We start from the raw sequence: 12,416 nt of genomic DNA, 5'->3' as shown, positions 1-12,416 counted from the left end.
CTTATCATGTGGAACAACCACACATCAAAGTCGTTGCCTTGTATAAATTTCCAACAAGCAGCTGCAAAAATAATCTTGAAAGTTCAACAGGCCCTAACAGTACAGTGTTTATTTTTCGCGGTAAGGGCCGAAAAGACAGGTATACGCTGCTCCCACAATCTCTACACGACGCGCTAGCCTCGCAATTTGATAGTGTTAAACTGCAGCATCAAAAAGATTTACAAGCGGGATATGGTTTAGCATCTTTGCCGCCTTCATTATTGAAAAAGTATGGCAACGCTGCAAAGGATTTTTCATGGCAATATGTCTTTCCATCTACAACTCGCTGCAATCACCCTTACGACGGTTATATTTGCCGTCACCATATTCATGAAACCGCTTTTCGCAAACAATTAAGAAAAGCAGTTTTAGCTTCAAATATCCCTAAGAGAGTAAAAGCGCATACCTTTAGACATAGCTTTGCTACTGAGCTACTAAAAAATGGTGCAGATATACGCACAGTGCAAGAGCTGCTTGGTCACACTGATGTAAAAACAACTGAACTATACACGCATGTTATAGGCTCACGATTTGGTTATACCGCGAGCCCGTTGGACAAAATTACTCTAACTGCGAATGACTCCCAAACTACAAGCCAAGTAAATAATCTAAACCGCCAATAATCGCGGCGACTTGCGCATCAATACATTGCTGCGGTGTTGCTTTAGGGCTATCTGGATATACTTCAGTAGTGGTGTTGAATTGATTGTTGGTCATGCCAGCACATAGCCCAAGTTTTTTAGTTGGGTAGTTAATCACCCCAAATTGCTCAATATCGACACCAATTAATTGCCCGTCATCATCAGGTGCAACGTGAGTGACTTTTGCAACCGAGTCATTAATTGCCTTTTGAAACGCGGGGTTAGGGTTATCGGTATCGCCTACCAAGTAGAATCCATCTGGAATGACGCCTTTAACATAATCTTTGCCGTCTCTCGCGGCTAATGCAGGGCGAAACTCTAGCTCGTCTGTATCAGTAGTTTCATGCAAGTCAAAGTGCACAAAAACCGTGTTATTGACTTGCTTTTGTAGTAGCGCCATTAAGGCTGCTGACTCTTCTGCCGGGCTGATCTCACAAAATGAGCGATTTGGATCTACCGCATTAGGGTTCCAGCGGTTAATGGTTTCATAACCCCAAGGGCTAACACATGGGGCGATGATAAAGTTAAAGTCGCTGTGGTAGCGGTTAGCTTCATTAAGCAAAAATGCGATAGCCCCTTGCACACCGCTAGTTTCGTAGCCATGCACACCACCAGTAACTAAGACTGTTTTCTTCGCGTCATCCCAATTGGCAGACTTAAAAGCAACAAGTGGGAATCGCTCAACATTGTATGACAGCGCGCCATATTGAACGCGTTCAAACTCATCGCTTACTGCCTCTAGCTTGGTAAGCACTTCTTGCTGATAACTACGCTTGACTGAAGTTTGCGCTAACCACTGGGCTTTGTGCTCGTCTGTCCATGGCTGACCTTGAACACCAATTGGGTAAAATGACATATCTGTACCTTTATAGTTTGAATTCTGGGTGGGTGAAACTACTTCTTACGGAACTTGGCCGCAAACCAGTCTATCACCGCGATTTGTTGAACGCGTGTTAGGCCGAAATACACACATATCCAGGGTGAGATGAGTAAAAACCAGGGAATGGCACTGGTGGGCTTGCCTGAAAATAACAGATACAAAAAGCCACCATAGATAACCAGCACGCCAGCAATACCAACGAGTAGCATGAGCTTTTTGTAAATGGCTTCGAGTTTCGACATCTTAAATTCACCGCAATATTATTGTTTTTATAAACGTGTATAAGTAGAGGCCACACAGTATACAGTGATCGGTGTTAATTAATGTAGTGCTCTAATCTAGCTGCCACACAAAAAAGCCGAGCTACACAAGCTCGGCTTTTAATATGTTGCAAGGCAACTTACATCCGAATACCGCCGTCGATTTCAAACACGCGGCCGTTAACGTAATCGTTCTCAATGATAAAGCGAACCGTTGATGCAATTTCTTGTGCTTCACCAAGGCGCCCTACTGGCACCATTTTTTCTAAGCGTTCCAGCATTTCAGGCTTCATTGCTGCCGTCATTTCGGTTGCTATAACACCCGGCGCGACCGCTGCTGAGCGAATATTGTAACGCGCAAGTTCTTTTGCCCAACCCACTGACATAGCAGCAACACCAGCTTTAGAAGCTGAGTAGTTAGACTGCCCCATGTTACCAGCTTTAGCTAGGCTCGAAATGTTAATGATAACGCCAGCGTTACCGCCCTCAATCATAGCGGCAGCGGCTTCGCGGCCACATAAGAAAGTACCAGTTAGGTTGACATTGATAACCGACTGAAACTGGTCAAAAGACATGCGGTTAGTCACTTGGCCGTCTTTCGCTTTAACCATCAGGCCATCACGTAAAATGCCCGCGTTGTTAATCAATACATCAACACGTCCCATATCTTCACGGATGTACTGAAAACCAGCCATTACGTCTTCTTCATCGGTAATGTCTAGAGCATAGCCTTGCACTTCGGTCTTAGCACCTAAGTTTGCACAGGCGTGCTCAAGCTTTTCTTGGTCAACATCAATTAGTGCTAGCTTAGCGCCTTGCTCAGCTAAATCATGAGCCATTGCCAACCCTAGACCACCAGCACCACCGGTAATGACGACAACTTTATCTTTCAACTCCATTATGGGTTCCTTTACTCGTTATTTTGATTTTTGATTGGCAAACTGCTCAAAAATACTTGAAAAATCTAACTTACCATTGCCTTGGCGGGCATGGTTTACATATAAACTGCGGGCTAAAGCGCCCATTGGCGTGCTTGAATTTGAGGCTAATGCTGCTTGTTGCGACAAACCTAAATCTTTCACCATTAAGTCGACCATAAAGCCGCCTTGATAGCTATTTGATGATGGCACTGACTCCATCACATCTGGACACGGGTTATATTTCTCTAACGTCCAGTTGCCGCCGCTGCTCACCTTCATAATGTCAGACAGCACTTTCGGGTCTAACCCGTTGTCGATGCCAAGTTGCAGCGACTCACTGGTACCCACCATCAGCACAGAAAGCAGCATGTTATTACAAATCTTAGCAATTTGTCCCGCGCCAACTGCGCCAGCATGGAAAATATTTGCGCCCATCACAGTTAGCACAGTTTGCGCCTTGTTATAGGCGGCATCGCTGCCACCACAAATAAAGGTTAAGGTGCCAGCAGTTGCGCCTGCGGTGCCGCCTGATACTGGCGCATCCATAAATGCAATGCCTTTCTCTTCTGCAGCTTTCCCCACTAACTGAGCTGTGCCTGCATCTATGGTTGAGCAATCAATTAATACCGCATCTTTACTCACTACATCGAGTAAACCTTGCTGTTCACCGCTGCCTAAATATAAGCCTTGAACATGTTTACTAGCTGGCAGCATAGTAATCACATAGTCAGCGCCAGCTGCCGCGCCGCAAGCAGTTTTGGCACTCAGCGCACCTTGGCTTGTTAATGCCTCAACAGCTTGTGGTACTAGGTCAAATACCGTGACCGTCATACCAGCTTTAACTAGGTTGGCTGCCATTGGGCCGCCCATATTGCCTAATCCAATAAATGCTACTGTTGCCATATCCAATTCCTTTGTTGTGGTGTTACTTGCTGTTTTTGTACTCTCCCCCAATAACTTAACCAGCTATTCTGATGGAGATAGGTAAGCAGCGAGTCTTGTTGATCTTCTTATATTTTTATTATTGCTTTAATACTATTCCGCGTTCCATACAGCTTATTACAGCGCGTTTAACGGATGCTCGCTATCACTCCACGGCGAGGTTAATAGCTGAGTTACCGCCTCAGGCGTAACATCAGCGGCGTGAGCAAACTTCCACTGTGGGTTACGGTCTTTATCAATCAGTAGTGCGCGCACACCTTCACAAAAATCGCCGTGCATACAGCAATTTACGCTGATACCAAGCTCCCACTTAAAGCATTCAGCTAGGGTTTTGTTGGTGCCTAAATTTGCCTGAGCAAAGATTAAGAACCAGCTTAGCGGGCTACCTGCCATGGCCGTTTTTTGTGCGCGGCTTAGCCATTCAAGCTCTGTCTCTAGGCTAGATAGCTGATGATGCACATCTTCGATTTCGCCATCCATTAACATGTCGATTTGGCTTTGGTACAGCTCAAGATTAGAGTTGCCCATTTGCGCCTGAGTTTTGTCTTGCCAACTATCAAGCAGTTGCGTCAATAACTCATGGTTTTGATTAGTGTCGCTAGTCCAGTTCACATCGGCTAGCGCATCAAATAGTGGCTCTTTGTCGCTGCTACCAACAAAGTGGTTACCTAGCCCAACAAAAGCAGCATCAGCGGCATTCATATTGTAAGCAGTTAACCCCAAAAACAGCCCAAGCTTGCCCGGCATACGGTTTAAGAAATAGCTGCCGCCAACATCTGGATACAAGCCGATAGTGACTTCTGGCATGGCAATACGGCTGCGCTCAGTCAGAACCCGATGACTGCCACCAGCCATCAGGCCAAGGCCGCCGCCCATCACAATGCCATCGCCCCACACCATCACAGGCTTACCAAACTGATGCAGTAGGTAGTCAAGCTGATATTCCTCGGTGAAGAACTCACTGGCTTGAGTGGTCATTTCACCGGGGTTTGCCACCGATGCTTGATAAATAGCACGCACATCACCGCCAGCACAAAACGCTTTGTCGCCACTACCATCGAGCACAACAAACGCAATTGAGTCATCAGTTTGCCAGGCTTGAAGCTGGGTTGTCATCGCACGCACCATATCAAGGTTTAGCGCGTTGAGGGCTTTTTCAATATTGAGGGTAACAACACCAATAGACTGCCCTGATAAGGTGCCTAAGGTTTGAAAAATCACATCTTGAGTCATTATGCATTCTTCCAATCTGGTTTGCGTTTCTCTAAAAAGGCATTAACACCTTCAGCTTGATCTTCGGTATCAAACAGACCAACAAATAGCTCACGCTCTAGCGGTAAGGCTTGTGTGCGTGGCATAGTGCGGCCAGCCTGAATTAGCGTTTTACATACTGTCACGCTTGATGGCGATTGACGAGCAACTTTAGCAGCTAATTTTGTTGAAGCTTCAAGTGCTTGGCCTTGCTCTACCACCTCTTCTACTAGACCAATTTTTTCAGCTTTAGCAGCATCAAGGCGCTCACCACATAAAATCATCCGTTTTGCCCAACCTTCGCCAACAAGCGCTGTTAGGTTTTGGGTACCACCAGCACAAGGCAATAGGCCAACGGTTGCTTCAGGCAGTGCCATCTGAGCTTGTTGCTCTGCAATACGGATATCACAGGCGAGCGCGACTTCTAAACCGCCGCCCATAGCGTAGCCATTGATGGCTGCAATCGATACTCCGCGAAATGCACTTAAGGTTTCAAATGCTTCACCAAAGTGTTTTGCCATGGTCGCCGCATTACCCTTATCGCCATCTGCAAACAGGTTTAAATCAGCGCCAGCTGAGAAAAACTTTTCACCAAAGCCAGTGATAACTAATGCATAAATGTTTTTATCTTGGTTTAGCTCAAGCACCATAGATTTAAGCAGTTGCAGGCTATCTGCAGTCCAGGTATTCGCTGGCGGGTTGTTAAGCGTAAAAATGGCTGTGTTGCCTTCTACCTGCTTGATGATTGCCGTTGAGTTGTTTTGCTGTGTCATAAAACGTCCTTTAAAACTGTTGCCTGCCAATTACAGAATTGGGTGTGCGTTTTCATCTAAAATGCGACGGGCAATAATCAGACGCATGATCTCATTTGTCCCCTCAAGAATTTGATGTACACGCACATCACGGAAGTGACGTTCAAGCGGGTATTCGCGAATGTAACCATAGCCACCATGCAGCTGCAGCGCGTTATCACACACCTGGAAGCCAATGTCGGTAGCAAAACGTTTTGCCATGGCGCAGTATGCGGTTGCTTCTGGATCTTTAGTATCTAATTTAAACGCTGCTAAACGCACCATTTGACGAGCAGCAACTAGCTCAGTTGCCATATCAGCAAGCTTAAACTGCAGCGCCTGGAACGCCGCAATTGGCTTACCAAATTGCTTACGCTCATTCATGTACTGTGTCGCGCGCTCAAGGGCAGCTTGGGCAGTACCAATTGAGCAAGTGGCAATGTTAATGCGCCCGCCGTCTAAACCTTTCATTGCAAAGGTAAAGCCTTGGCCTTCTTCGCCCAGTAAGTTGGCAGCTGGTACGCGCACATTTTCAAACGTAATTAAGCGTGTTGGCTGAGCATTCCAGCCCATTTTATCTTCGGCTTTACCATAGATTATGCCGTCAAGGTTTGCTGGTACGGCAATGGCTGAAATACCTTTAGGGCCAGGCTCACCAGTGCGGCACATCACCACTAACAGCTCAGTGTCGCCCGCGCCTGAAATAAACATTTTAGAGCCGTTTATTACATACTCATCACCTTCGCGCACGGCTTTGGTTTGCAGCGACGCAGCATCACTACCAGCACCAGGCTCAGTTAAGCAGTAAGACGCAAGTTGCTGACCAGTGGTTAGTGGCTCAGACCATTGCTGACGCAGTGTTTCGCTGCCCCAGGTCGTCACCATCCAGGTCGCCATATTGTGAATGGTTAACATGGCTGTAGTTGCGGTGCAGCCTTGTGATAACTCTTCAAAGATAATTGATGAATCAAGACGTGATAAACCCATGCCGCCTTCAGATTCAGGCGAATATAGTGAGCAAAATCCAAGCTCACCCGCTTTTTGAATCACGTCTTTCGGAAAGTGGTGCTCTTCATCCCATTTAGCTGCGTATGGCGCGAGCTCTTCTTGGGCAAATTGACGGGCAAGATCGGCAAATTGGCGTTGATCTTCGTTTAAATTAAAATCCATGGAAATTTCCTCATAAGGTGATGACTCTGCGGTCATTTCTCTGAGTCAGCAGCGGTGCCATGTATTGATAGCAAGCGCTTGTTGTTATTAATCTATTGTTGTTATTGGTTTTTAGCGCGAGTTGTCGCGTTGCTGCTCAGTTTTCAAACAGGTAATTAAAAAGCCTTGCTTATCCCTCTTTTGGTAATCGAGGTACAAGCAAGGCTTGATGACTATTTCAGGTTGATACTCATGTTCGGGCCGCTTACGCTACCTTCATCAAACCAGCGTGAAGTGATGGTTTTAGTCTCGGTGTAGAAACGTACCGCTTGTTTACCATAAGCGTGTTGATCACCGTAGAAACTGCCCTTCCAACCTGTGAATGAGAAAAACGGCAGTGGTACAGGAATTGGTACGTTAATACCTACCTGACCTACTTCAATTTCATGCTGATATTTACGCGCTGCGCCGCCAGATGCAGTAAAGATAGAAGTACCGTTACCATAAGGGCTGTTGTTTACAAGGGTAATGGCTTCATCTAATGAGTCAGCTTCCATACAACAAAGCACTGGGCCGAAGATTTCTTCTTTGTAGATACTCATCTCTGTGGTCACGTTAGTGAACATGGTTGGGCCAACCCAGTTACCAGATTCATAACCTTCAACAGTAAAGTCACTGCCATCAAGCACACAATCTGCGCCTTCTTGTTTACCTTGCTCAATAAGGCTGAGTACGCGCTGCTTAGCGGCAGGGCTGATAACCGGGCCATAAGCGGCATCTTTGTCATCCCAAAGGCCAGGGCGAACTTTAGCCAGCGCTTCTTTAATCTCTGGGATCCACTCTTTCGCTTCACCAACAAACACCGCAACTGAAATCGCCATGCAGCGCTGACCAGCAGCACCGACCGATGCGCCGACCATGTTGTTGATCACTTGCTGCTTGTTAGCATCAGGCATGATCACACAGTGGTTTTTAGCACCGGCAAAAGCTTGTACACGTTTAAGGTTGTCAGTACCGGTTTTGTAGATGTATTGACCCACACCCACAGAGCCGACAAATGAAATCGCCTTAATCGCTTCATCGCTAAGCAGTTTATCAACCGCAGTTTTATCACCATGAATAAGCTGCAACACGCCTTTTGGCGCGCCCGCTTCTTCAAACAGCTCAACCAGACGTTGCGGCGTCATTGGGTCTTGCTCTGATGGTTTAAGGATGAAAGTGTTACCACAAGCAATAGCTAACGGAAACATCCATAACGGGATCATCGCTGGGAAGTTAAATGGTGTGATACCAGCACAAACACCTAAAGGCTGAGTGTAAGAGTAAGTGTCAATGTTACGCGCCACGTTCTCAACGGTTTCGCCCATAAGCAGCGATGCAACATTACAAGCGTGTTCAGCGACTTCAATACCGCGCCATACGTCGCCCTTGGCATCTTCAAAGGTTTTACCGGTTTCTTTGGCAAGAATTGTAGCAATTTCATCGTGGTTTTCTTTAAGTAGGTGCTGGTAACGCAGCATAACGCGGGCACGCTCAGAAACCGGCACTTCCTTCCAAGTCTTAAAGGCTTCTTTAGCACTGGCGATAGCTTGGTCTACTTCAGCTTCGGTTGCCGCATTTACCTTGGCAATCACGCTGTTGTTAGCAGGGTTAGTGACTTCAATAACCTTGCTACCTGTACCTGTGGTGAACTCACCTGCAATATAGTGTTTTACTTGTGTGGTCATGTTATTCCCTTCCATCCGTGAGGATTGCTTTGCTAGGCCATTTTTAAGATTGTTATTCGCGCTAGCAATGCCGTCTTGTTGAGTTTTATACTTCGAAATCTGTTGTCGAATAGGCTTAACTATTCGACCTCGATTGCCATTGCCGTTGCTTCACCACCGCCAATACATAAAGTGGCCACACCGCGTTTTAGACCGCGTGCTTTAAGTGCGTGAATTAGCGTAACCAGCACACGAGCACCAGAGCAACCAATTGGGTGGCCTAATGCACATGCGCCGCCATTAACGTTAACCTTGCCTGCATCTAAGCCAAGTTCAGAAATGGCTAGCATGGTGACCATGGCAAACGCTTCGTTGATTTCAAATAAATCAACGTCATTTTTAGTCCAGTTAGTTAAACCAAATAGCTTGTTTACCGCACCCACTGGCGCTGTGGTAAACATGGCAGGCTCTTGCGAGTGTGTTGTGTGGCCTTTAATGGTCGCGAGCACATCTAAACCTAAGTTGGCAGCAGTTTCGCGCTTCATTAACATCAGCGCCGCGGCACCATCTGAAATTGAGCTTGAGTTTGCAGCGGTAATGGTGCCGTCTTTAGCAAATGCAGGGCGCAGCGTTGGAATTTTTTCTGGGCGCGCATTGCCTGGCTGCTCATCGGTGGTAACTGTGACGTCGCCGCGACGAGTGCTAAACGTAACTGGGGTAATCTCGGCATCAAATGCACCAGAGTTAATCGCAGCGTTAGCTTTTTCAAGTGAGCTTAGGGCGAACTCGTCCATCGCTTCGCGAGTTAGGTTAAAGTCATCTGCCGTTTTTTGAGCGAATGTGCCCATTGCGCCACCAGTGTATGCATCTTCTAAACCGTCAAGGAACATGTGGTCCATTACCTTGCCATGGCCCATACGCATACCGCCGCGGGCTTTATCAAGTAAGTAAGGCGCTTGGCTCATGCTTTCCATACCACCTGCAACCACCACATCGTTACTACCAGCTTTAATCGAATCGTGCGCTAACATGACGGTTTTCATGCCTGAGCCGCATACCTTGTTTACCGTTGTCGCGCCTGCTGTAAGTGGTAAGCCAGCACCTAGTGCAGCTTGACGCGCCGGCGCTTGACCAAGACCAGCTGGCAATACACAACCCATTAATACTTCATCTACCGCGTCAGACGATACACCTGACTGCGCCAGTAAGCCTTTAATGGCTGTCGCCGCCAGCGTTGGTGAAGTGACTTGTGATAGTTCACCTTGAAAACCGCCCATTGGTGTGCGGGTTGCCGCCACAATTACAATATCTTGGCCTGACTGTTGTGCGCTCATAACGTCTCCGAAATCTATTTCTTGGATACTTTTTCAAAAATCTACCATCACTTTGACGTTTACGCGAACGTAAAGCAATAGCCAATTTTGTGATCAAGGTGGAAATTTATTCGGGGATTGTCAGTCAAAATTTACACTTTGTTTGACCAGGGTCCCAGATAACAAGCAGGGATGCACAAGCAGGGAATGGCCGAAGGTTAGTTGGGATGACACCTCTAATATGACGAAAACTAAAACAGCCCTTAACCACAATGGCTAAGGGCTGCTATTTAATTTCTCGATTAAGGCCAAAACTTCGGATTAAACCTCTGACTCCCACGGAGTGATACCGCTCATGTCGGTCAAATCATACGGGGTTAACTGGTAAACATAGTAATTAAGCCAGTTACTAATGAGCAAGCTGCCGTGGCTATGCCAGCGGGCGACCGGCTTTTGTTGTGGGTCGTTATTTCTAAAATAATTGCGCGGAATTTCTGGGTCTAAGCCCTGGTCAATGTCACGCAAATATTCATCTTTTAAAGTATTACGATGATATTCAGGGTGACCGATGACAAACAGGTTGCGGTTAGTTTTACTTAATACTAAATACGCCCCAGCTTCATCAGAATGCGCCAACACTTCAAGATCTGGATGTTGTTGTAACTCGTTTATATCCATCTCAGCAAAGCGTGAATGAGGCGCGTAGAACTCTTCATCAAATCCACGTAACAATGGGTGCGGCGTATCGGTGCGTTGGTGACAATATACGCCAGAGCGCTTGGTGCTTAACAGCTTGCGCTGCAAGTTATAAAGGTGGAACAAGCCTGCATGCGCTGCCCAGCATAAGAATAGCACTGAGGTAACATGCTGCTGCGACCAATCGATGATTTCGCGAATATGGTCCCAATAGGTAACGTCTTCAAAATCAATCTGCCCAAGTGGCGCGCCAGTGATAATTAGACCATCGTAGTTTTTGTGTTTTACGTCATTAAAATCACGATAAAAGGCATTCATATGGTCGATTGAAGTGTGCTTAGATTCTTTATCGTGAATACGCAATAAATCGACATCCACTTGCAAAGGCGTATTACCTAGCAATCTAAGGAGCTGGGTTTCGGTTTCAATCTTGTTGGGCATCAGGTTTAAGATAAGCACACGCATGGGACGGATGTCCTGATTGGCGGCGCGGCTTTCTGACATCACGAAGATGTTTTCTGATTCTAAAATTCCTGCTGCTGGCAGGTTATCTGGAATTCTTACTGGCATATACAAGCCCTAGTTTGTAGTGACTATCTTTGGTCATTATTTGAGATTGTTACTTTTAGCTGCTCATTGTGATTACTGTTATTAGTTGCAACGTTTAATTCAGCCTTTGTTCTTAGCCAAAGCCTTAACCCACTAATAAGGGAATACGATAATTTGAAGATGCACTAGTGAATGCAGATCACAATTTGATAAATAAATAAAAACCAAGTACTTAAGTGATGAGTTACCGAATAACACCACATAAAAATTATTGCTTTATTAGCAAATACAATTAAAACAGCAACTAACAATCAGTTACTTAACAAACACCTGCTAAATTGAGCGTCAATCTCATCATACACAAGGACATCTAGAAGTCTATACATCCAACATTGAAATTTTTCGAACTTGTTATCAATATCGGTAATTTCTATTATAAGTGACCAAATCAAGTCAGCCATTGAAGATAAACGCCCTTATGACTCAAGCTACCGCCATGATAATTGGCGCCAGTTCGCAACTTAGCCAAACCCTTGCAAAACAATTCTCTGAGCAAAATGTTGAGTTAGTTCTGTTCGTGCAAAACCCAGAATCAATTAAGCCATTAACTGATAGCTTAACTACACCAGTGACGGTTTACCCACTGGCAATCGAGCAGCCAAAACAATTGATTGAGCAAATTGAAACTGCTTGGCAAACCCACAATGGCGCGCATTTAGTTATCATCAATACTGGCCTCAATGGCTACGATCCAGCCCTGCCCTGGCAACTTGATGAAGACATTATTGATGTTAACGTGAAGGGCTTTGCTGCAGTGGCAAACAGCGTGTTTAAACTCTTGTGTGAACAAGGTTATGGTCAGCTTGCAGCAATCAACTCAATCGCGGGTTTACGCGGTGGGCCGAATGTGGCTTATCACGCATCTAAAGCATTTGCCCAAAGCTACCTTGAAGGTTTAAGCATGCATGCCCAGCGCTTAAAACTACCGGTGACAATTTCAGATATTCAGTTAGGGCTACTCGATAAAGCGGCTATGCAAGGCAACAAATTCTGGTTACCACCGATTGATAAGGTAGCCAGTCAAATCATCAAAGGCTTACAGAAAGGTAAGCGCAAGTTTTACGTGACGAAACGCTGGCGTTTGGTTGCTTGGTTAACCGTTGGATTGCCAGAGTTTATCTACAATACTCGTCACTGGAAACCAAAGAAGAAGCGTTAAGCTTTTGGTGATTTGGCTTAGTTATTTGAGTTGATAGCTTGCTGTCTTAATCAGCGAAAT

At 45.9% G+C, this 12,416-nt stretch carries 12 protein-coding genes; 2 read left to right on the top strand and 10 right to left on the bottom strand.

The window, feature by feature from the left end; all coding sequences use genetic code 11:
• Positions 1-8: 8 nt before the first annotated feature.
• The gene (locus EXU30_RS17540) at positions 9-662 is read left to right on the top strand and encodes a tyrosine-type recombinase/integrase (protein WP_278044719.1); all 654 of its coding nucleotides are present in this window, start codon (positions 9-11) and stop codon (positions 660-662) included.
• Here the strand turns inward: EXU30_RS17540 and EXU30_RS17535 are convergent.
• The 10 genes from EXU30_RS17535 to metA all read right to left on the bottom strand — a co-directional run bounded on the left by EXU30_RS17535 (position 628) and on the right by metA (position 11,158).
• Complete coding sequence (locus EXU30_RS17535) at positions 628-1,536, bottom strand: M14 family metallopeptidase (protein ID WP_130602217.1); 909 nt, start codon at positions 1,534-1,536, stop codon at positions 628-630. The two genes, EXU30_RS17540 and EXU30_RS17535, sit on opposite strands and share 35 nt — an antisense overlap.
• A gap of 38 nt (positions 1,537-1,574) precedes the next feature.
• On the bottom strand, positions 1,575-1,802 hold the full coding sequence (locus tag EXU30_RS17530) for a hypothetical protein (protein ID WP_165399044.1): 228 nt from the start codon (positions 1,800-1,802) through the stop codon (positions 1,575-1,577).
• Between the two features lie 158 nt (positions 1,803-1,960).
• Positions 1,961-2,719 (bottom strand): SDR family oxidoreductase, encoded by a 759-nt coding sequence (locus tag EXU30_RS17525; protein ID WP_130602215.1) that lies wholly within the window; start codon positions 2,717-2,719, stop codon positions 1,961-1,963.
• Between the two features lie 18 nt (positions 2,720-2,737).
• Complete coding sequence (gene mmsB, locus EXU30_RS17520) at positions 2,738-3,643, bottom strand: 3-hydroxyisobutyrate dehydrogenase (RefSeq protein ID WP_130602213.1); 906 nt, start codon at positions 3,641-3,643, stop codon at positions 2,738-2,740.
• A gap of 156 nt (positions 3,644-3,799) precedes the next feature.
• Positions 3,800-4,915 carry an enoyl-CoA hydratase/isomerase family protein gene (locus tag EXU30_RS17515; protein WP_130602211.1) on the bottom strand — a complete coding sequence of 372 codons (1,116 nt, stop codon included), beginning with the start codon at positions 4,913-4,915 and terminating at the stop codon, positions 3,800-3,802.
• Complete coding sequence (locus tag EXU30_RS17510; protein ID WP_130602209.1) at positions 4,915-5,706, bottom strand: enoyl-CoA hydratase; 792 nt, start codon at positions 5,704-5,706, stop codon at positions 4,915-4,917. The genes EXU30_RS17515 and EXU30_RS17510 overlap by 1 nt, the downstream gene beginning before the upstream one ends.
• 30 nt (positions 5,707-5,736) lie before the next feature.
• A complete protein-coding gene (locus tag EXU30_RS17505) occupies positions 5,737-6,894 on the bottom strand; it encodes an acyl-CoA dehydrogenase family protein (RefSeq protein WP_130602207.1) in 1,158 nt (385 codons plus the stop codon).
• A 212-nt stretch (positions 6,895-7,106) separates the two neighbouring features.
• Positions 7,107-8,600, bottom strand: a complete 1,494-nt coding sequence (locus tag EXU30_RS17500) for a CoA-acylating methylmalonate-semialdehyde dehydrogenase (RefSeq protein WP_130602205.1) — start codon at positions 8,598-8,600, stop codon at positions 7,107-7,109.
• A 119-nt stretch (positions 8,601-8,719) separates the two neighbouring features.
• Positions 8,720-9,913: a thiolase family protein gene (locus EXU30_RS17495; protein WP_130602203.1), complete on the bottom strand. Its 1,194-nt coding sequence runs from the start codon at positions 9,911-9,913 to the stop codon at positions 8,720-8,722.
• Positions 9,914-10,213: 300 nt separating this feature from the next.
• Positions 10,214-11,158 carry a homoserine O-acetyltransferase MetA gene (metA, locus tag EXU30_RS17490; RefSeq protein ID WP_130602201.1) on the bottom strand — a complete coding sequence of 315 codons (945 nt, stop codon included), beginning with the start codon at positions 11,156-11,158 and terminating at the stop codon, positions 10,214-10,216.
• Between the two features lie 457 nt (positions 11,159-11,615).
• On the opposite strand from metA, the gene EXU30_RS17485 reads away from it, so the two are divergent.
• Entirely contained in the window at positions 11,616-12,356 is a 741-nt protein-coding gene (locus tag EXU30_RS17485; RefSeq protein ID WP_130602199.1) for an SDR family NAD(P)-dependent oxidoreductase, read from the top strand.
• Positions 12,357-12,416: the final 60 nt, after the last annotated feature.

Origin of the sequence: Shewanella maritima, assembly GCF_004295345.1 — a bacterium.
GTDB classification, from domain to species: Bacteria; Pseudomonadota; Gammaproteobacteria; order Enterobacterales; family Shewanellaceae; genus Shewanella; species Shewanella maritima.
This window is presented reverse-complemented; position numbering and strand designations above follow the sequence as displayed.